Here is a 20,693-nt window from a genome sequence, read left to right as displayed (position 1 = left end):
GGCCGAGAGGGCCGTCGCCGGAGCATCGTGTCGAAGTCGTCATGCGGCGTGCTCCACCATGCGAGAGGGCGGACGGTCCCCGTCTGCCCCACGTCTCGAGAAGGGTCAGTACCAAGTGTCAGAACTGCAATGGGAATCCATTGACGAGAAGGCAGTCGACACGGCGAGGGTTCTCGCCGCGGATGCGGTCGAGAAGGTCGGCAACGGCCATCCCGGAACCGCCATGAGCCTCGCGCCCGCCGCCTACCTCCTGTTCCAGAAGGTCATGCGCCGCGATCCGTCCGACGCGACCTGGATCGGCCGCGACCGGTTCATCCTGTCGGTCGGCCACTCCTCGCTGACGCAGTACGTCCAGTTCTACCTGGGCGGCTACGGACTCGAGCTCGACGACCTCAAGGCGCTGCGCACCTGGGGCTCGAAGACCCCGGGCCACCCGGAGTACGGCCACACCGACGGCGTCGAGATCACCACCGGACCGCTCGGCCAGGGCCTCGCCTCCGCCGTGGGCTTCGCCTACGCCTCGCGCTTCGAGCGCGACCTGTTCGACCCGGAGGCCGCCGCGGGCACCTCCCCGTTCGACCACTTCGTCTATGTGATCGCCGGCGACGGCGACCTGCAGGAGGGCGTCACCAGCGAGGCCTCCTCGCTGGCCGGCCACCAGAAGCTCGGCAACCTGGTCGTCATCTACGACTCCAACCAGATCTCGATCGAGGACGACACCAACATCGCCTTCACCGAGGACGTCAAGGCGCGCTACGAGGCCTACGACTGGCAGGTCCAGGTCGTCGACTGGAAGAAGACCGGCGAGTACCACGAGGACGTCGCCGAGCTGCACGCCGCGATCGAGGCCGCGAAGGGCGAGAGCGACAAGCCGTCGCTCATCATCCTGCGCACCATCATCGGCTGGCCGTCGCCGAAGAAGCAGAACACCGGCAAGATCCACGGCTCCGCCCTGGGCGCCGACGAGCTCCGCGGACTCAAGGAGGTGCTCGGCTTCGACCCAGAGAAGACCTTCGACGTCGCCGACGAGGTCATCGAGCACACCCGCAAGGCCGTCGAGCGCGGTCAGGCCCAGCACGCCGAGTGGGACGAGCAGCTCGCCGCCTGGGCGTCCGCGAACCCCGAGAAGAAGGAGCTGCTCGACCGGGTCCTCTCGGGCGAGCTGCCCGAGGGCGTCCAGGAGGCGCTCCCCGTCTTCGAGCCCGGCAAGGAGGTCTCGACCCGCGCCGCGTCCGGCAAGGTCATCAACGCCCTCGCCGGCGTGATCCCCGAGCTGTGGGGCGGCTCCGCCGACCTCGCCGAGTCGAACAACACGACGATCGAGGGAGCCGGCTCCTTCGTCCCGACGGAGTTCTCGACCCACGAGTGGACCGGGAAGAAGGGCGGCCGCGTGCTGCACTTCGGCATCCGCGAGCACGCCATGGGCGCGATCCTCAACGGGATCGTCCTGCACGGCAACACCCGCCCCTTCGGCGGCACCTTCCTGATCTTCTCCGACTACATGCGCCCGGCGGTCCGTCTCGCCGCGCTCATGAAGGCGCCGGCCATCTACGTCTGGACCCACGACTCCGTGGCGCTCGGCGAGGACGGCCCGACGCACCAGCCGGTCGAGCAGCTGTCGACCCTCCGCGCGATCCCGGGCCTGGACGTCGTCCGCCCCGGCGACGCGAACGAGGTCGCCTACGCCTGGAAGACCATCCTCGAGCGCCGCGAGGGCCCCGCCGGCCTCGCGCTCACCCGTCAGAACATCCCGGTGTTCGAGCGCGGCGAGGGCGACGCGGAGGGCGAGACCTTCGCCTCCGCCGCGAACGTCGCCCGTGGTGCCTACATCCTGGCCGAGGCGCCGGGCGGCACCCCGGACGTGATCTTCATCGCGACCGGCTCCGAGGTCCAGATCGCCGTCGAGGCGCGCGAGGCCCTGAGGAGCGAGGGCGTCAACGCCCGCGTCGTCTCGGCTCCGTCCCTCGAGTGGTTCGAGGAGCAGGACGCCGAGTACCGCGAGAAGGTCCTGCCCTCCTCGGTGAAGGCGCGCGTCTCGATCGAGGCCGGCCTGAGCCTGGGCTGGCAGAAGTACGTCGGCGACGCCGGCCGCTCCGTCTCGATCGAGCACTTCGGCGCCTCGGCCGACTACAAGACCCTGTTCCGCGAGTTCGGGATCACCACCGAGGCGGCACTGTCCGCCGCCAAGGAGTCGCTCGCAGCCTCCTGACCCGAAGGCCGCGTCCACCACGGACGCGGCCTTCGCCGTCGGAGCAGCGGCTCCCCCTCACACCACGCACCACCTACGCAGAAGAAGAAGAGACATGACCGAGAACACCCCCACCGCAGAGCTCTCCGCCGCCGGCGTCAGCATCTGGCTCGACGACCTCTCCCGCTCGCGCATCTCCACCGGAGGGCTGCAGAAGCTCATCGAGGAGAAGAACGTCGTCGGAGTCACCACGAACCCCACGATCTTCGCCGCGGCCCTGACCAACGGCGAGTCCTACGACGCCCAGGTGCGCGAGCTCGCCTCCGCCGGCACCTCGGTGACCGACGCCGTCTTCGAGATCACCACCGACGACGTCGCCGCGGCGTCCGACATCTTCCGCCCGATCTACGACGCGACCAACGGCTACGACGGCCGCGTGTCGATCGAGGTCGAGCCCGGCCTGGCGCACGACGCCCAGGGCACCATCGAGCAGGCCAAGGCCCTCTGGGCCAAGGTCGACCGCCCCAACGCGATGATCAAGATCCCCGCGACCGTCGAGGGCCTCGAGGCCATCACGGAGGTCATCGGCTCCGGCATCTCGGTGAACGTCACCCTGATCTTCTCGCTCGCCCGCTACCGCGCCGTCATCAACGCGTACCTGGCCGGCCTCGAGAAGGCCAAGGACGCCGGCATCGACCTGTCGACCATCCACTCCGTCGCCTCGTTCTTCGTCTCGCGCGTCGACACCGAGATCGACAAGCGCCTCGAGGCCGTCGGCACCGACGAGGCCCGCGCCCTCAAGAGCAAGTCCGGCGTCGCCAACGCGCAGCTGGCCTACGAGGTCTTCGTCGAGGCGTTCGCCACCGAGCGCGCGCTGCTGCTCCAGGAGTCCGGCGCCAACCGCCAGCGCCCCCTCTGGGCCTCGACCGGCGTCAAGTCGACCGACCTCCCCGACACCCTCTACGTGACCGAGCTCGTCGCGGCCGGCGTGGTCAACACGATGCCCGAGAAGACCCTCGAGGCGACCTTCGACCACGGTGTCATCACCGGCGACACCGTCACCGGCTCGTACGCCGACGCGAACGCCGTCCTCGACGCCGTCGCGGCGCAGGGCGTCTCGTACGCCGACGTCACCGAGCTGCTCGAGAAGGAGGGCGTGGAGAAGTTCATCGTCTCCTGGAACGAGCTGCTCGACACCGTCACCGCGGCGCTCGAGGGCGCGAAGGCGCAGGCCTGATCATGGCCATCCAGATCCACGTCAGCGGAGACGCCGAGAAGGCCGTCGACCGCGTCGTCCCGGAGCTCGTCGCCGACGAGGTCGCGTCCGGCATCACCGCCCAGGTCCCCACCCTGTGGGGTGCCGCGGCGGAGGAGGAGGCGGCCAAGCGCCTCGGGTGGACCGAGTCGACCACCGTCTCCCGCCCCCTGATCCCCCAGATCCTCGCCCTGCGCGAGGAGTTCCAGGCCAAGGGCGTCGACCACATCGTCCTCGGCGGCATGGGCGGCTCCTCCCTCGCGCCCGAGGTCATCACCCGCACCGCCGGCGTCGAGCTCACCGTGCTCGACTCGACGGCGCCCGGCCAGGTGCTCGCCGCCCTGAACGACCGGCTCGCGTCGACCGCGGTCGTCATCTCCTCGAAGTCCGGCTCGACCGTCGAGACCGCGAGCCAGAAGAAGGCCTACGAGAAGGCGTTCACGGAGGCGGGCATCGATCCGCTCGACCGCATCGTCATCGTGACCGACCCGGGCTCGCCCCTCGACACCTCCTCCCGCGAGGCCGGCTACCGCGTGTTCAACGCCGACCCGAACATCGGCGGGCGCTTCTCGGCGCTCTCCGCGTTCGGCCTCGTGCCGTCCGGGCTCGCCGGCGCCGACATCGAGGCACTCCTCGACGAGGCGGCCGAGGCCTCCCTCGGGCTCGCCGTGGACTCCCCCGAGAACCCGGGCCTGATCCTCGGAGCGGCGATCGCCGCGACCAGCCCGCGCCGCGACAAGCTCGCGATCGTCGCCGACGGGACCGACATCGTCGGCTTCGCCGACTGGGCGGAGCAGCTCATCGCCGAGTCCACCGGCAAGGACGGCACGGGCATCCTCCCCGTCGTCCTCGGCACGCTGGCCCCCGAGCTCTCGGAGGACCTGCCCGACGTGCAGGTCGTCCGCCTGGTCGAGGACGCCACGGCGCTGCACCTGTTCCCGCGCGACCGTCACGAGGGCGAGATCCTCCTCTCCGGCTCGCTCGGCGCTCAGATGCTGACGTGGGAGTACGCCGTCGCCGTCGCGGGTCGCCTCCTGGGCATCAACCCGTTCGACCAGCCCGACGTCGAGTCGGCGAAGGTCGCGACCCGGGCCCTGCTCGAGAAGCGCCCCGAGCCCGAGGCGCCCGCGTTCACCGACGCGGGCATCGAGGTCACCGGCAGCAGCAGTGTCACCGAGGGCGTCTCGACCGTCGCCGCCGCTGTCGACCGCCTCCTCGCCCAGCTGGGCGACGGCGGCTACGTCTCGATCCAGGCGTACGTCGACCGCCTCGCGCTCCCGCAGCTCGAGGGCGTGCGCGACCTCCTCGCCGCGCAGGCCCAGCGCCCCGTCACCTTCGGGTGGGGCCCGCGCTTCCTGCACTCGACCGGGCAGTACCACAAGGGCGGGGCGCCGACCGGCGTGTTCCTCCAGATCACCGAGCGCTCCGACGTGGACCTCGAGATCCCGGACAGCCCGTTCACCTTCGGCCAGCTCATCCTGGCCCAGGCCGCCGGTGACGCGAGCGTGCTCGCCGAGCACGGCCGGCCGGTGCTGACCCTCACGCTGACCGACCCCGAGGCCGACCTCGAGGCGCTCTTCGAGGCCCTCAACACCTGATCCGACGGGCACGCCGCCGCTGCGCTCTCGAGCGCGTGGCGGCGTGCCCGCGGTCGTCCCGCGACCACTTCCCGGGGCAGCAGCCGGGTCCGCCCGCTCCTCCCCCTCCCTCACCGATAGCAGTGCGCCGGTCCCACCGGCACACAGAAGGACACTGCACATGTCTGTGGACATCACCCCCGAGTTCAACCCGTTGAGGTTGAGCTTCGACCGCCGGTTGAACCGGATCGCCGGGCCCAGCGGCCTCGTCATCTTCGGCGTGACCGGCGACCTCTCCCGCAAGAAGCTCATGCCCGCGGTCTACGATCTCGCCAACCGCGGCCTGCTGCCTCCCGGCTTCGCCCTCGTCGGATTCGCCCGGCGCGACTGGGACGACCAGGACTTCGAGCAGGTCGTCCACGACTCCGTGAAGAAGCACGCCCGCACCGAGTTCCACGAGGAGGTCTGGGCGCAGCTCGCGCAGGGCATCCGGTTCGTGCAGGGCGAGTTCGACGACCCCGAGGCGTTCGCCCGCCTGAAGACGACCGTCGACGACCTCGACCGCGAGCGCGGCACGAACGGCAACTTCGCCTTCTACCTCTCGATCCCCCCGAAGTCCTTCCCGCAGGTCACCGAGCAGCTGCGCAGCTCCGGCCTCGCCGAGCAGAAGGACGGCCAGTGGCGCCGCGTCGTCATCGAGAAGCCGTTCGGCAGCGACCTGAAGACGGCTCGCGAGCTGAACGACGTCGTCGAGTCGGTCTTCCCGCCCGACTCCGTCTTCCGGATCGACCACTACCTCGGCAAGGAGACGGTCCAGAACATCCTGGCCCTCCGCTTCGCCAACATGATGTACGAGCCGCTCTGGAACTCGAACTACGTCGACCACGTGCAGATCACCATGGCCGAGGACATCGGCGTGGGCGGGCGCGCGGGCTACTACGACGGCATCGGAGCGGCGCGCGACGTCATCCAGAACCACCTGCTGCAGCTGCTCGCCCTGACCGCCATGGAGGAGCCGATCTCGTTCGACGCGGCCGACCTCCGTGCGGAGAAGGAGAAGGTCCTCGCGGCCGTCCGCCTCCCCGCCGACCTCTCCACCGCGACCGCCCGCGGGCAGTACGCCGGCGGCTGGCAGGGCGGCGAGAAGGTGCTCGGCTTCCTCGAGGAGGACGGCATGAGCCCCACCTCGACCACCGAGACCTACGCCGCCATGCGCCTGGACATCGGCACCCGACGCTGGGCCGGCGTGCCGTTCTACCTGCGGGCCGGCAAGCGCCTCGGCCGCCGCGTCACCGAGATCGCGGTCGTGTTCAAGCGGGCACCGAAGCAGCTCTTCGCCGAGAGCCAGACCACGTCGCTCGGCCAGAACGCGCTCGTCATCCGCGTCCAGCCCGACGAGGGCGTCACCATGCGATTCGGCTCGAAGGTGCCCGGCGCCGGCATGCAGGTGCGCGACGTGACGATGGACTTCGGCTACGGCCACGCGTTCACCGAGGCGAGCCCCGAGGCCTACGAGCGCCTCATCCTCGACGTCCTCCTGGGCGAGCCGCCGCTCTTCCCTCGGCACGAGGAGGTCGAGCTGTCCTGGAAGATCCTCGACCCGATCGAGGAGTTCTGGGCCACGCAGGGCCAGCCCGAGCAGTACCGCCCCGGAACCTGGGGCCCCGATTCCGCCGACGAGCTCCTCGCCCGCGACGGCCGCACCTGGAGGCGTCCATGATCGTCGATCTGCCCGACACCACGACGAGCGAGGTCTCGAAGACCCTCGTCAAGATCCGCGAGGAGGGCGGCGCCGTCGCCCTCGGCCGCGTCCTCACCCTCATCATCGCGACCTCCCGGGGTCACGAGGAGGAGGCCATCGAAGCCGCGAACGACGCGTCCCGCGAGCACCCGATGCGCGTCATCGTGGTCTCGAAGGACGACGGCACCACCACGGTCCCGGTCGACGCGACGGCGCGCGTCGACGCGCAGATCCGGGTCGGAGGCGACGCCGGCGCGAGCGAGGTCGTCGTGCTCCGTCCCTACGGGGACGCGGCCGAGGACGAGGAGAGCCTGGTCACGGGCCTGCTCCTCCCCGACGCCCCCGTCGTGGCCTGGTGGCCGAACAGCGCTCCGGACAACGCCTCGGCGTCCCCGATCGGCCGGATCGCCACCCGGCGGATCACCGACGCGTCGGCCCAGTCGAACCCGGCGGAGGCGCTGCACCACCTCGCCTCCACCTACGCCCCCGGCGACACCGACTTCGCCTGGACCCGCCTCACCCTCTGGCGCGCGCAGCTCGCAGCAGTGCTCGACCAGCCGCCCTACGAGCCGATCACGGCCGTCGAGGTCTCGGGCGCGCCCGACTCCCCCTCGACGATCCTGCTCGCCGCCTGGCTGCAGCTCGAGCTCGACATCCCCGTCGACCACGAGCTCACGATCAGCGCCACCGGGTCCAGCGGGATCCACGGCGTGCGGCTCATCCGCGACTCCGGAGTGATCGAGCTCGAGCGCTCGGTGCCCAACGTCGCGACGCTCACGCAGCCCGATCAGCCGGTCCACGACATCTCGCTCCCCCGCCGCAGCCTCCGGGACTGCCTGGCGGAGGAGCTGCGCCGGCTCGACCCGGATGACCTGTACGGTGAAGTGATCTCGCGCGGGGTCGACATGCTCACTGAGAAGGCCGAGGCCCGCAGCGCCTCCTGAGGCGTGGGCGCCCGTCCAGGGCGCCCACGCCTCAGAGCTTCCCGACACGGAGCCGAACCCCGCCGATCGGCACCCGAACCCGAAGGAGTCCCCTGAGATGACCACCGAACGCCGCGTGCTGGTCCACCGCGACAAGCAGACCCTCGCCGGCTCGGTCGCCGCCCGGTTCCTCACCAAGACGATCGACGTCCTCGACGACCTGGGTTCGGCGAACGTCGTGCTCACCGGAGGAACGATGGGAGCCGCCACACTCAAGGAGATCGGCTCCTCCTCCGCCGCCGGCAACGTGGACTGGTCGCGCGTGCACTTCTGGTGGGGTGACGAGCGCTGGGTGCCCCGCGGCCACGAGGACCGCAACGACGTCCAGGCGGGGGACCTCTTCAGCGTCCTCGACGTGCCGGCGGCGAACGTGCACTCCTACCCCGCCTCGGACGAGGGTCTGGACCTCGACGGTGCCGCCGCTGCCTACGACGCGGAGCTGCGCGAGCACGCCTCCGAGGGGCGCGACTACCCGCGCTTCGACATCACCTTCCTCGGTGTCGGGCCGGACGGGCACATCGCGTCGCTGTTCCCCGAGCGCTCCGCGATCCGCTCCACGACTCCCGGCGTCCTCGCCGTCCGCAACTCGCCGAAGCCGCCGCCGGAGCGCCTCACCCTCACGCTGCCGCTGATCAACCAGTCGGACCGCATCTGGATGGTGCTCGCCGGCGCTGACAAGGCCTCGGCCCTGGGCCTCGCGCTCGCGGGTGCCAGCACGAACGAGGTGCCCGCGTCGGGCGCGTTCGGTCGCAAGCGCACGGTGTTCTTCGTCGACCAGGAGGCGGCGGCCGAGGTCCCCGAGTCGCTCATCGCTCCGAGCTACTGAGCCCGGTCCGGAAACGACGGAAGGCCCGTCCCCCGAGGGGGCGGGCCTTCCGTCGTTCGTCGTGCGGTGAGGATCAGGACGGGGTCGCGGTGCCTCGTCGGGCGCGCAGCTGCTGCAGCGCCTCCTCGAGGAGCTGAGCCGCCTCGGCCTCGGTGCGGCGCTCCTTCACGTAGGCGAGGTGCGTCTTGTAGGGCTCGGTCTTCGCGACCTGGGGCGGGTTCGCCCGGTCGCGGCCCGCGGGGAGACCGGACTGCGGGGAGTCGATCACCTCGGGGATCTCGTCCTCGGGGAGGGCCGCCGAGAAGTGGCGCACCGTCTCGTTGCCGAGAGCGTCCCAGTAGGAGACCGCGACGCGCTCCGCGTGGAAGCCCCGGTCCTGCTCGCCCATGGGTCCTGCGCCGACGCGCGAACCGCGGATTGCACTGCCGCCTGATGCCATTGCGAGTACCCCTATGCTCCGGTGGTGAACTTGGTGATGAGTCCGAGCACCACGATGCAGGCCAGCCAGACGACGCCCAGGATCACGGTGATGCGGTTCAGGTTGCGCTCGGCGACGCCCGACGCGCCGAGGTTGGAGGTGACTCCGCCCCCGAACATGTCGGACAGTCCGCCGCCGCGCCCCTTGTGGAGCAGGATCAGCATGGTGAGCAGGAGGCTCGTGATGCCCAGGATGACCTGGAGCACGACCTGGAGGATGTCCACGCGGTACCTTTCGAAGTTCTGGCGCGTTGCGCGCCCCGACGAGTATAACGGCGCCTGCGAATCCGCGAGGAATGCGTCGTCCCGTGTTCGGGGCGATGTATACGAGTGTCCGTCGATGGGCGGAGCGGGTGGCCTCGTCGCGGTGCCCTCGACAACCTCTCCAGTCGCTTGACCGCGAGCCTGTGATCCACGTACTTTCGGATCGATCGAGCCGAACGCGACACGCTCTCGGAGGGCACCCCGCGAGGAGCCGACGGCACCGGACCGGCCAACGCGCGAAGCCGGTGTGGGATCCTCCGAGGCGAACCGGCGATCCGCGTTCCAGCGGATCGACGTAGCCGGACGCATCCCGCTCCCGGAACCGCGCCCCGTCGCGAAGCCGACCGCGCCACGCCGCGCAGGGAGCGGCGTGGACGACAGCGAGGCGAACCGGCGATCCGCGTCCCAGCGGATCGACGTAGCCGAACGCATCCCGCTCCCGGAACCGCGCCCCGTCGCGGAGCCGACCGCGCCACGCCGCGCGGGGAGCGGCGTGGACGACGAGAGGGCGGGCCCGATGGGCCCGCCCTCTCGTCGCAGCAACTCAGACCCCGACGTGGTTCCGGAATCGCGCGATCGCCGCGAACTCGTCGACCTGGAGGCTGGCGCCTCCGACGAGTGCTCCGTCGACGTCGGGCTCGCGCATGAAGCCGGCGATGTTGCCGGACTTCACGGAGCCGCCGTAGAGGATCCGGGTCTTCGCGGCGGTGTCGGCGCCGAGGACGTCGGCGACGACTCCACGGAGCGCCTTGCAGACCTGCTGGGCCTGCTCGGGCGTCGCGGCCTGTCCGGAGCCGATGGCCCAGACCGGCTCGTAGGCGACGACGAGGTCGGCGTCCGCGGGGAGGCCGGTGAGGGCCTCCTTCAGCTGGGCGACCGGCACGGCCGACGGGCCGTGCTTCTCGAGGTCCTCCGCGGTCTCGCCGACGCAGATGATCGGAGCGACGCCGTGATTGACGGCCGCAGCCGACTTGGCGGCGATGTCCGCGTCCGTCTCGCCGTGGAGCGTGCGACGCTCCGAGTGGCCGACGATCACGTAGTCGCAGTCGAGCTGCTTCAGGAACTGGCCCGAGATCTCGCCGGTGTAGGCGCCGCTGTCGAACTTCGAGACGTCCTGCGCGCCGTACTTGAGCGGCAGCTTGTCCGAGTCGACGAGGATCTGAACGGGCCGGAGGTCCGTGAAGGGCGGGAACACCGCGACCTCGACACCGTCGAAGTCGTGATCGGCGTCCTTGAGGCTCCATGCCAGCTTCTGCACGAAGGCGATGGCCTGGAGGTGATCCAGGTTCATCTTCCAGTTGCCGGCGATGAGCGGGGTGCGGGCGGCGGTGTCTACCATCCGAGGACCTCCAGTCCGGGGAGGCGCTTGCCCTCGAGGAATTCGAGGCTCGCTCCGCCTCCCGTCGAGATGTGGCCGAACTGGTCGTCGCGGAACCCGAGGGCGCGGACGGCCGCGGCGGAGTCGCCTCCGCCGACGACGCTGAGACCGTCGACCTCGGTGAGCGCCTGCGCGACGGTCTTGGTGCCCGCCGCGAACGGCTCGAGCTCGAAGACGCCCATGGGGCCGTTCCAGAACACCGTCTCGGACGCCGCGATGATCTCGGCGAAGTGCGCGGCGGTGTCCGGTCCGATGTCCAGGCCGAGGCCCTTCTCACCGAAGGGCGTGCCCTCGATCGCGTCGGCCGAGGCGACCTGGTGCTCGGCGTCGGGGCCGAACTCCGACGCCACGACGACGTCCGTCGGCAGGACGATCTCCACGCCCAGCTCCTTCGCCTTCGCGAGGTAGCCGAGCACGGTGTCGACCTGGTCCGCCTCCAGCAGGCTGGCGCCGACCTCGTGGCCCTGGGCCTTGAGGAAGGTGAAGAGCATTCCGCCACCGATGAGGATCGAGTCGACCTTCGGCAGCAGGTGCTCGATCACGCCGAGCTTGTCCGAGACCTTCGAGCCGCCGAGGACGACCGCGTAGGGGCGCTCGGGCTTCTCGGTGAGCCGCTCCAGCACCTCGAGCTCGGCCGCGATCAGCGTGCCGGCGGCGCTGGGGAGAAGCTCGGCGAGCTCGTAGACGCTCGCCTGTTTGCGGTGCACGACGCCGAACCCGTCGGAGACGAAGGCGTCCCCGTACGCGGCCAGCTTCTCGGCGAAGGCGCGGCGCTCGACCTCGTCCTTGCTCGTCTCGCCGGCGTTGAACCGGAGGTTCTCGAGGACGACGACGTGGCCGTCCTCGAGGGCGTCGACGGCGGCCGAGGCCGCCTCCCCGACGGTGTCCTCAGCGAAGGCCACCGGAGCGTCGAGCAGCTCGCCGAGGCGGGCGGCGACGGGAGCGAGGCTGTACTTCGCCTCGGGCTTCCCCTCGGGGCGCCCGAGGTGGCTCACGACCACGACTCGGGCGCCCTCGGAGACCAGACGCTGGAGCGTGGGCACCGACGCGCGCACGCGGCCGTCGTCCGAGATCGTTCCGTCCTTCAGGGGGACGTTCAGATCGCAGCGGACGACGACGCGCTTGCCTGCGAGGGAGCCCAGTGAGTCCAGAGTGCGGAGCGTCACTGCGCGCAGCCCTTAGAGCTTGCCGGCGACGAACTCGGTGACGTCGACGAGGCGGTTGGAGTAGCCCCACTCGTTGTCGTACCAGGAGGCGACCTTGACCTGGCTGCCGATGACCTTCGTGAGGCCCGCGTCGAAGATCGACGAGTGCGGGTCGGTCACGATGTCGCTCGAGACGATCGGGTCCTCGGTGTACTTGAGGATGCCCTTGAGGTCTCCCTCGGAGGCGGCCTTGTACGCCGCGTTGATCTCCTCGACGGTGGCGGGCTTGGTCAGCTCGACGGTGAGGTCGGTGATCGAGCCGGTCGGGACCGGGACGCGGAGGGCGTAGCCGTCGAGCTTGCCGACGAGCTCCGGGATGACCAGGCCGAGCGCCTTGGCGGCACCGGTCGAGGTCGGGATGATGTTGACGGCGGCGGCGCGGGCGCGACGCAGGTCGCTGTGCGGGCCGTCCTGGAGGTTCTGGTCGGCGGTGTACGCGTGGACCGTGGTCATCAGGCCGCGCTCGATGCCGAAGTTGTCGAGCAGCACCTTGGCGAGCGGCGCGAGGCAGTTCGTGGTGCAGGACGCGTTCGAGATGATGTCGTGCGTCGCGGGGTCGTAGGTGTTCTCGTTCACGCCGAGGACCAGGGTCGCGACGTCGCTGCCGGTGGCGGGAGCGGAGACGATGACCTTCTTGGCACCCGCGGTGATGTGCTTGCGCGCGTCCTCCGACTTGGTGAAGCGGCCGGTCGACTCGATGACGACGTCGACTCCCAGCTCGCCCCAGGGGAGGTTCGCGGGGTCGCGCTCCTCGAGGACGATGATCGGCTTGCCGTTGACGACGATGCGGTCGCCGTCGAGCTCGACGGTCGCGTCGAGGCGGCCCGTGATTGAGTCGTACTTCAGGAGGTGCGCGAGGGCCTTGTTGTCGGTGAGGTCGTTGACCGCGACGATCTCGAGGTCGCTGCCCTTGGCGAGGGCTGCACGGAAGAAGTTACGGCCGATACGGCCGAAGCCGTTGATGCCGATCTTGACGGACACAGATATCTCCTGGTGAGGAAAGGCACCTCGACGGTGCAGTGGAGGGGTGGAAGCCGACGACAGGGCGTCCCGGACGCGGGGCCCGGGACGCCGAGATCGCTACGACAGTAGCAGCAGGCCCGAAGTCTTCTCGCGGGCCTTCTCGAAGCGCGCGGACACGTCGGCCCAGTTCACGATGTTCCAGAACGCCTTGACGTAGTCGGCCTTCACGTTGACGTAGTCGAGGTAGAAGGCGTGCTCCCACATGTCGAGGAGGAGGACCGGGACGGTCGCCGCGGCGAGGTTGCCCTGGTGGTCGTAGAGCTGCTCGATGATGAGCTTCTCGCCGAGCGAGTCCCAGGCGAGGATCGACCAGCCGGAGCCCTGGATGCCGAGGGCCGAGGCGGTGAAGTGGGCGCGGAACTTGTCGAACGACCCGAAGTTGTCGTCGATGGCCGCGGCGAGCTCGCCGACGGGCTTGTCGCCGCCGTCCGGCGAGAGGTTGTTCCAGAACACGGTGTGGTTCACGTGACCGGCGAGGTTGAAGGCGAGGTCCTTCTGGAGCTTGTTCACGTTCGCGAGGTTCTCGCTGTCGCGAGCCTCCTGCAGCGAGGCGAGGGCGGTGTTCGCCCCGGCCACGTACGTCGCGTGGTGCTTGTCGTGGTGGAGCTCCATGATCCGCCCACTGATGTTCGGCTCGAGGGCCGAGTAATCGTAGGGCAGTTCGGCGAGCGTGTAGTCAGCCATGTGCGATCTCCTGTTCGTGGTCGTCGCTCCCGTGCGACCCGCCGGCGTCTCGGCGTCCTCCGCAAGGCGGAGGAGGAGGGCCGGGAGTGTCCTGAGCGACCCGATCAGTCTAGCGAGGGGGCCCCTCCGCGTTCGGAGGGCTTGCGTTGTTCGACCAGGAGACACTCAGCGTTCGCCGGGCGAGGCGCGCCGTGCGGCCGGGCCTAGAGGTCCTGCAGCTCTGCCGGGAGGTTCGCGTCGGTGCCCGGGATGTCGAGGTCGGACGCGCGCTTGTCGGCCATCGCGAGGAGGCGGCGGATGCGGCCGGCGACGGCGTCCTTCGTCATCGGCGGATCGGCGTGGTGGCCGAGCTCGTCGAGGCTCGCGTCGCGGTGCGCGAGGCGCAGGCGCCCGGCGTAGCGGAGGTGCTCGGGGATGTCGTCGCCCAGGATCTCCATCGCGCGCTCGACGCGGGCGCACGCCGCGACGGCGGCCTGGGCGGAGCGGCGGAGGTTCGCGTCGTCGAAGTTGACGAGGCGGTTCGCGGTCGCCCGCACCTCGCGGCGCTGGCGCAGCTCCTCCCAGCTCGCGACGGTCGCGGTCGCGCCCATCAGGGTGAGCATCGCGCTGATGCTCTCGCCGTCGCGGATGACGACCCGGTGGACGCCGCGCACCTCGCGGGACTTGGCCTGGACTCCCAGGCGTCCGGCGGCTCCGACGATCGCCATGGCCGCCTCGTTGCCGGGGCAGATGATCTCGAGCGCCGCGGAGCGGCCCGGGTCGGTCAGCGAGCCCTGGGCGAGGAAGGCGCCGCGCCACAGGGCGGCGAGCTCCTCGCGGGAGCCGGTCGTGAGGCGGTTGGGCAGGCCGCGGACGGGCCGGCCCCGCTGGTCGAGGAGGCCGGTCTGCCGGGCGAGGGTGTCCCCGCCCTCGACGACGCGCACCAGCCAGCTCGTGGTCCTCCGGGATCCGCCGGCCGAGACGATGCTGCCCTCGCTGCGGACGCCGTACAGCTCGGCGAGGTCGCGGCGCACGCGGGTCGCGAGCGGGGCGGAGTCGAGCTCGACCTCGACCGCGAGGCGGTTGGAGATGATGTGCAGTCCTCCGGAGAAGCGGAGGATGGTCGCCAGTTCGGCGGCACGGACGGTGTTCTTGCGCGAGACGATCGCGACCAGTTCGCCCTTGACGTCTGCGGTGAGGGCCACGGAGTCTTCCTTACGTCGGGTGCGCGGCTGAGCGCGCGGGGATCATTCTCGGCCGAGGTCGCGGTGCGCCACGTTGACGGCGACGCCCGGCAGCTCGGCCAGACGGGCCGCGACACGGCCCGCGACCGCGACGGAGCGGTGCTTGCCTCCCGTGCAGCCGATCGCGATGGTCGCGTGGCGCTTGTTCTCGCGCTGGTAGCCGTCGAGCACGGGGCGCAGGGCCCGGGAGTAGGAGTCGATGAACTCCTCGGCGCCCTGCTGGGCCAGCACGTAGTCTCTCACCTCTTCGTCGAGACCCGTGTGCGGACGCAGCTCCGGGATCCAGTACGGGTTCGGCAGGAACCGCGCGTCGGCCACCATGTCGGCGTCCGTCGGCAGCCCGTACTTGAAGCCGAAGCTCATCACCGTGACCTGGAGGCCCGCGCGGCCGGCCTCGGCGAAGCGCTCGGTGATGCTGGTGGCCAGCTGGTGGATGTTGAGGTCCGAGGTGTCGATGACGATGTCGGCCGACTCCCGCAGCTGAGCGAGGCGCGTCCGCTCGGCGGAGATGCCGTCGAGGAGGGTCCCCCGGCCCTGCAGCGGGTGCGGACGGCGCACCTGCTCGAAGCGGCGGACGAGCGCGGCGTCGGTGGCCTCGAGGAACACCACTCGGAGGTCGACCCCGGCGCGCAGCTCGCGGACGATGTCGCCGAGGTCCTCGAAGAAGTCGCGTCCGCGGACGTCGACGACCGCCGCGATCTTCGGCAGCGTGTCCCCTGCACGCTGCGCCAGGTCGACCAGCGGGCGCAGCATCTGCGGCGGCAGGTTGTCGACGACGTACCAGCCGAGGTCCTCCAGCGCGTTCGCGGCCGTGGACCGGCCCGCTCCGGACATCCCCGTGACGATCAGCACGTCCTGCTGCTCGCTCTCCGTGCTCATGCGCTCTCCGTGCTCGTGTCTGCTCGTGTCCTCGGTGCCGGGCACCGGCCGCTCTCCCCCGGAGCGCGGGCCTCCAGCCTAGGGCGTGCCCCCGACGGCGGACCCGTCCCGATGCAGGTGCGCGTGGATCGCGCCCGCCAGCGTCGGGCCGATGCCCTTGACCTCGGCGATCTCGGCCTCGCCCGCCTCGCGGAGCCGGGCGACGGATCCGAAGTGCTTCAGCAGGTCGCGGACTCGCGTGCCTCCGAGCCCGGGCACCTCGGCCAGCTGCGACGAGATGTCGCGCTTGCGACGCGTCCTCTGGTGGGTGATCGCGAAGCGGTGCGCCTCGTCGCGGATGCGCTGGAAGAGGAAGAGCGCATCGCTGTTGCGCGGCAGGATGACGGGGAAGTCGGAGTCCGGCAGCCAGATCTCCTCGAGGCGCTTGGCGATCCCGCAGAGGGTGATGCCGGTCACCCCGGACTCGTCGAGCGCGCGCTGCGCGGCTGCGACCTGCGGCTGGCCGCCGTCGACGATCAGCAGCTGCGGGGGGTACGAGAACTTGCGCCGCTTGGCCTCGCCGGTCTCGGGGTCGACCGCCGCGGGCTCGACCGGCTCGCGGAGGTACGCGAGGCGGCGGGTGAGCACCTGGTGCAGCGACTCGGTGTCGTCCGTCGACTCCGCGACGGAGAACCGCCGGTACTGGTCCTTCCGCGCGAGCCCGTCCTCGAAGACCACCATCGAGGCGACGATGTTGGTGCCGCTGAGGTGGGAGACGTCGTAGCACTCCATCCGGAGCGGCGCCTCGCTCATGCCGAGGGCGTCGCGGATGTCCTCCAGAGCCTGCGTCCGAGCGGTGAAGTCGGCGGAGCGGCGGGTCTTGTAGAGCATCAGCGAGTGCTTCGCGTTCTGCGTCGCCGTCTCGAGGAGGGCGGCCTTGTCTCCGCGCTGGGCCGCTCGGAGGCGCACGTTCGTGCCGCGCAGTCCGCTCAACCACTCCTCGAGCGCCTCGGTGTCCTCGGGCAGCTCCGGCACGACGACCTCCCGGGGCGGGACGTCGCCGGTCTCGTAGGCGGCCTGGAGGGCCGTGTCGACGAGCTCCGCCGTGCTCATGTCGAGCTCCTTGTCGACGACCCAGCCCCGCTCGCCGCGGATGCGCCCGCCGCGGACCCGGAACTGCTGCACGGAGGCGGCGAGCTCGTCGTGGACGATCGCGTAGAGGTCGACGTCCACGTTGTCCTTGAGCACGACCGCGCTCTTGGCGAGGACCGCGTCGAGGGCGGCGGCCTGATCGCGAAGCTTGCCGGCGCGCTCGTACTCCATCGCCGCGGCGGCCTCGCGCATCTCCTTCTCGAGCTCGCCGATCATCCGGCGGTCGTGGCTGCCCATGAAGGCGACGAAGCGGTCGACCATCTCGCGGTGCTCGGCGAAGGTGACGCGGTGGGAGCAGGGCCCGCCGCAGCGGCCGATCTGCGACGCGAAGCAGGGCTTGCCGCTCTGCATGGCGCGCTTGTAGTTGGAGTCGTTGCAGGTCCTGATCGGGAACGCCTTGATCATCAGGTCGATCGTCTCGTGGATCGCCCAGATCTTCGGGTAGGGCCCGAAGTAGCGGGCCTTCCTGATCTTGGCGTTCCGCGTGACCATCACCCGCGGGGCCTCGTCGCCGAGCGTCACCGCCATGTAGGGGTAGGACTTGTCGTCGCGGAACTTGACGTTGAAGGGGGGATCGAACTCGTTGATCCAGGTGAACTCGAGCTGCAGGGCCTCGACGTCGGTGCCGACGACGGTCCACTCGACGCCGGAGGCCGAGGTGACCATCCGCCGGGTGCGCTCGTGCAGGCTCGGCAGCGGGGCGAAGTAGTTGCTCAGCCGCGCGCGGAGGTTCTTGGCCTTGCCCACGTAGAGCACCCGCCCCCGGGCGTCCGTGAAGCGGTACACGCCCGGGAGGGTCGGGATCTCACCCGGCTTCGGCCGGAAGTCGACTGTCTGCGCCATGCCTCTCGCTCGCGTCAGCCGAGGATCTCGGCGAGGAACATGCCGGTGTGGCTGCCCTCGACCTTCGCCACGTGCTCGGGGGTGCCCACCGCGACCACCTGTCCGCCGCCGGCGCCGCCCTCGGGACCCATGTCGATCAGCCAGTCGGCCGACTTGATGACGTCGAGGTTGTGCTCGATGGTGATCACCGTGTTGCCCTTGTCGACCAGGCCGTTGAGGACGAGGAGGAGCTTGCGGACGTCCTCGAAGTGCAGGCCCGTCGTCGGCTCGTCGAGCACGTAGACGCTGCGGCCGTTGGAGCGGCGCTGGAGCTCGGTCGCCAGCTTGACGCGCTGCGCCTCGCCGCCGGAGAGCGTGGTCGCGCTCTGCCCGAGGCGGACGTAGCCGAGGCCCACCTCCACCAGCGTGCGGAGGAAGCGGTGGATCGCCGTGATCGGCTCGAAGAAGTCGGCCGCCTCGGCGATCGGCATGTCGAGCACCTCGGCGATGTTCTTGCCCTTGTAGTGCACGGTCAGGGTGTCGCGGTTGTAGCGCGCTCCCCCGCAGACCTCGCACGCCACGTAGACGTCGGGCAGGAAGTTCATCTCGATCTTGATGGTGCCGTCGCCCGAGCAGGCCTCGCAGCGGCCGCCCTTGACGTTGAAGCTGAAGCGGCCGGGCAGGTACCCCCGCGCCTTCGCCTCGGTGGTCTCGGCGAAGAGGTTGCGGATGCGGTCGAACACGCCCGTGTAGGTGGCGGGGTTCGAGCGCGGCGTGCGGCCGATCGGGTTCTGGTCGACATGCACGACCTTGTCGAGGTTCTCGAGGCCGGTGACGCGCGTGTGCTTGCCCGGCACCTTGCGGGCGCCGTTGAGCTGGTTGGCGAGCACGCGGTAGAGGATGTCGTTCACGAGGGTGCTCTTGCCGGAGCCGGAGACCCCGGTGACCGCGACGAACGTGCCGAGCGGGAACTCCGCGTCGACCTTGCGGAGATTGTTGGCGTTCGCCCCGACGACCTTGATCATCCGCTTGCGGTCGATCTTCCGCCGCTTCTTCGGGACCTCGATCGCCTTGCGGCCCGAGACGTAGTCGCCGGTCAGCGAGTGCGTGTTCTCGAGCAGCGACTCGTAGGAGCCGGAGTGCACGACCTTGCCGCCGTTGACCCCGGCACCCGGGCCGATGTCGACGATCCAGTCGGCGGTGCGGATGGTGTCCTCGTCGTGCTCGACCACGATCAGCGTGTTGCCCAGGTCGCGCAGCTTGATGAGGGTGTCGATCAGGCGGCGGTTGTCGCGCTGGTGCAGGCCGATGCTCGGCTCGTCGAGCACGTAGAGCACGCCGGTCAGCCCGGAGCCGATCTGGGTCGCCAGGCGGATGCGCTGCGCCTCGCCGCCCGACAGGGAGGCGGCGGCGCGCGAGAGGTTGAGGTAGTTGAGCCCGACCTCGATGAGGAAGTCGATGCGCGCGCGGATCTCGCGCAGCACCTGCGCGGCGATGTGCGCCTCGCGGTCGGTCAGCTCGAGCCGGCTCATGAAGTCCTGGGCGTCGCCGAGGCTGAGGTCGGCCACGTCCGCGATGCTCGCCCCGTGCACGAGCACGGCGAGCACCTCGGGCTTCAGGCGGGAGCCCTTGCACACGGGGCAGGGCACCTCGCGGAGGAACTCGGACCAGCGGGTGCGCTGGACGTCGGTCTCGGCCTGGACGAACTGGCGCTCGATGTAGGGCACGACGCCCTCGAAGCCCGAGGTGTAGCTCATCTCGCGGCCGTAGCGGTTCTTCCACTTGACCTTGACCTCGAAGTTGTCGCCGTGGAGGACGGCCTGCTGCACCTCGGTGCTGAGGCGCTTCCACGGGGTGGTGAGCGTGAAGCCGAGGTCGCGGGAGAGGCCGTCGAGCAGCTTCTCGTAGTACTGGAACAGGCCCTTGCCCTGGGTGGTCCAGGGGATGATGACGCCCTCGGCGATGCTCAGGTCGGGGTCGCCGAGCAGCAGCTCGTCGTCGACCGACATGCGCGTGCCGAGGCCCGAGCACTCCGGGCAGGCGCCGAAGGGCGCGTTGAAGGAGAAGGTCCGCGGCTCGATCTCGGTCAGCGAGATCGGGTGGTTGTTGGGGCAGGACAGCTTCTCGGAGTAGGTGGTCCAGGCGCCGTCGCCCTCGCCGTCGACGTAGTTGATCTGCACGATGCCGTCGGTGAGCCGCAGGGCCGTCTCGAGCGAGTCGGTGAGGCGCCCGAGGATGTCGGGGCCGGCCACGAGCCGGTCGACCACGACGGAGATGTCGTGCTTGTACTGCTTCTTGAGCACCGGCGGCTCGCTCAGCTGGACGAGCTTCCCGTCCACCATGGCGCGGGAGTAGCCGCCCGCGGTCAGCTCCTTGAAGAGGTCGACGAACTCGCCCTTCTTCTGCGAGACGACGGGGCTGAGGATCTGGTAGCGGGTACCGGTCTCGAGCTCCATCAGCTGGTCGGCGATCTGCTGCACGGTCTGCGCGGAGATCCGCTCGCTGCAGATGGGGCAGTGCGGGACGCCGATGCGCGCCCACAGCAGACGCATGTAGTCGAAGATCTCGGTGATCGTGCCGACGGTGGAGCGCGGGTTGCGGTTCGTCGACTTCTGGTCGATCGAGACCGCGGGGCTGAGGCCCTCGATGAAGTCGACGTCCGGCCGGTCCACCTGCCCGAGGAACTGGCGGGCGTACGCGGAGAGGGACTCGACGTAGCGCCGCTGGCCCTCCGCGAAGATCGTGTCGAAGGCCAGGGAGGACTTGCCCGAGCCCGAGAGACCGGTGAACACCACCATCGAGTCGCGCGGGATCTCGAGGTCGACGTTCTGCAGGTTGTGCACCCGCGCGCCGCTCACCACCAGCTTCGAGGACGACTCGTCGAGCGAGGAGACGAAGCGGTGGAAGGAGGGAGAGGGGGTGGAGGAGGGGTCCGTAACGGCGTTCAGGATCGACACTCCGAAAGTGTATGCGGAGCCACCGACATCGCCCGTGGCGTTCGCTGGGCGCTGATCCGCGGGCCCCTCCCCTTGCGGAT

Annotated in this window: 16 protein-coding genes; 6 read left to right on the top strand and 10 right to left on the bottom strand. The window is 70.2% G+C overall.

The genetic code is table 11. From position 1 onward, the window contains the following. Positions 1 to 115 precede the first annotated feature (115 nt). The 6 genes from tkt to pgl all read left to right on the top strand — a co-directional run bounded on the left by tkt (position 116) and on the right by pgl (position 8,570). The gene (tkt, locus tag C5D66_RS02740; RefSeq protein ID WP_104326781.1) at positions 116 to 2,209 is read left to right on the top strand and encodes a transketolase; all 2,094 of its coding nucleotides are present in this window, start codon (positions 116 to 118) and stop codon (positions 2,207 to 2,209) included. Positions 2,210 to 2,303: 94 nt separating this feature from the next. Next, positions 2,304 to 3,425, top strand: a complete 1,122-nt coding sequence (gene tal, locus C5D66_RS02735) for a transaldolase (RefSeq protein ID WP_104221924.1) — start codon at positions 2,304 to 2,306, stop codon at positions 3,423 to 3,425. Positions 3,426 to 3,427: 2 nt separating this feature from the next. Further along, on the top strand, positions 3,428 to 5,041 hold the full coding sequence (locus C5D66_RS02730; RefSeq protein WP_104221922.1) for a glucose-6-phosphate isomerase: 1,614 nt from the start codon (positions 3,428 to 3,430) through the stop codon (positions 5,039 to 5,041). Positions 5,042 to 5,201: 160 nt separating this feature from the next. Then, positions 5,202 to 6,740: a glucose-6-phosphate dehydrogenase gene (zwf, locus tag C5D66_RS02725; protein ID WP_104246802.1), complete on the top strand. Its 1,539-nt coding sequence runs from the start codon at positions 5,202 to 5,204 to the stop codon at positions 6,738 to 6,740. Further along, on the top strand, positions 6,737 to 7,705 hold the full coding sequence (locus tag C5D66_RS02720) for a glucose-6-phosphate dehydrogenase assembly protein OpcA (RefSeq protein ID WP_104232638.1): 969 nt from the start codon (positions 6,737 to 6,739) through the stop codon (positions 7,703 to 7,705). Before zwf ends, C5D66_RS02720 begins: the two co-directional genes overlap by 4 nt. Before the next feature lie 97 nt (positions 7,706 to 7,802). Beyond that, entirely contained in the window at positions 7,803 to 8,570 is a 768-nt protein-coding gene (pgl, locus tag C5D66_RS02715) for a 6-phosphogluconolactonase (protein WP_104221917.1), read from the top strand. A gap of 73 nt (positions 8,571 to 8,643) precedes the next feature. On the opposite strand, the gene C5D66_RS02710 is transcribed toward pgl, so the two are convergent. The 10 genes from C5D66_RS02710 to uvrA form a co-directional block, all read right to left on the bottom strand. Then, a complete protein-coding gene (locus C5D66_RS02710; RefSeq protein WP_055791968.1) occupies positions 8,644 to 9,009 on the bottom strand; it encodes an RNA polymerase-binding protein RbpA in 366 nt (121 codons plus the stop codon). An 11-nt stretch (positions 9,010 to 9,020) separates the two neighbouring features. After that, complete coding sequence (gene secG, locus C5D66_RS02705; RefSeq protein WP_104221915.1) at positions 9,021 to 9,272, bottom strand: preprotein translocase subunit SecG; 252 nt, start codon at positions 9,270 to 9,272, stop codon at positions 9,021 to 9,023. Between the two features lie 583 nt (positions 9,273 to 9,855). Then, positions 9,856 to 10,650 (bottom strand): triose-phosphate isomerase, encoded by a 795-nt coding sequence (gene tpiA, locus C5D66_RS02700; RefSeq protein ID WP_104221913.1) that lies wholly within the window; start codon positions 10,648 to 10,650, stop codon positions 9,856 to 9,858. Continuing rightward, positions 10,644 to 11,855 (bottom strand): phosphoglycerate kinase, encoded by a 1,212-nt coding sequence (locus tag C5D66_RS02695; RefSeq protein ID WP_104274423.1) that lies wholly within the window; start codon positions 11,853 to 11,855, stop codon positions 10,644 to 10,646. The genes tpiA and C5D66_RS02695 overlap by 7 nt, the downstream gene beginning before the upstream one ends. Positions 11,856 to 11,867: 12 nt before the next feature. Continuing rightward, the gene (gene gap, locus C5D66_RS02690; protein WP_104221909.1) at positions 11,868 to 12,875 is read right to left on the bottom strand and encodes a type I glyceraldehyde-3-phosphate dehydrogenase; all 1,008 of its coding nucleotides are present in this window, start codon (positions 12,873 to 12,875) and stop codon (positions 11,868 to 11,870) included. Positions 12,876 to 12,974: 99 nt separating this feature from the next. Further along, positions 12,975 to 13,601, bottom strand: coding sequence for a superoxide dismutase (locus C5D66_RS02685; protein WP_104221907.1), 627 nt, complete (start codon positions 13,599 to 13,601; stop codon positions 12,975 to 12,977). A 203-nt stretch (positions 13,602 to 13,804) separates the two neighbouring features. Next, positions 13,805 to 14,785, bottom strand: a complete 981-nt coding sequence (whiA, locus tag C5D66_RS02680; RefSeq protein WP_104221905.1) for a DNA-binding protein WhiA — start codon at positions 14,783 to 14,785, stop codon at positions 13,805 to 13,807. Between the two features lie 42 nt (positions 14,786 to 14,827). Next, positions 14,828 to 15,703: an RNase adapter RapZ gene (rapZ, locus tag C5D66_RS02675; protein WP_097166020.1), complete on the bottom strand. Its 876-nt coding sequence runs from the start codon at positions 15,701 to 15,703 to the stop codon at positions 14,828 to 14,830. A 78-nt stretch (positions 15,704 to 15,781) separates the two neighbouring features. After that, positions 15,782 to 17,677 carry an excinuclease ABC subunit UvrC gene (gene uvrC / locus C5D66_RS02670; RefSeq protein ID WP_104326780.1) on the bottom strand — a complete coding sequence of 632 codons (1,896 nt, stop codon included), beginning with the start codon at positions 17,675 to 17,677 and terminating at the stop codon, positions 15,782 to 15,784. A gap of 14 nt (positions 17,678 to 17,691) precedes the next feature. After that, positions 17,692 to 20,517 carry an excinuclease ABC subunit UvrA gene (uvrA, locus tag C5D66_RS02665; protein ID WP_244229661.1) on the bottom strand — a complete coding sequence of 942 codons (2,826 nt, stop codon included), beginning with the start codon at positions 20,515 to 20,517 and terminating at the stop codon, positions 17,692 to 17,694. Positions 20,518 to 20,693: the final 176 nt, after the last annotated feature.

The organism is Rathayibacter sp. AY1B4 (assembly GCF_002932815.1).
Lineage (GTDB): Bacteria > Actinomycetota > Actinomycetes > Actinomycetales > Microbacteriaceae > Rathayibacter.
Note: the sequence above shows the minus strand (reverse complement) of the source record. Positions and strands in the feature narration are given on the sequence as shown.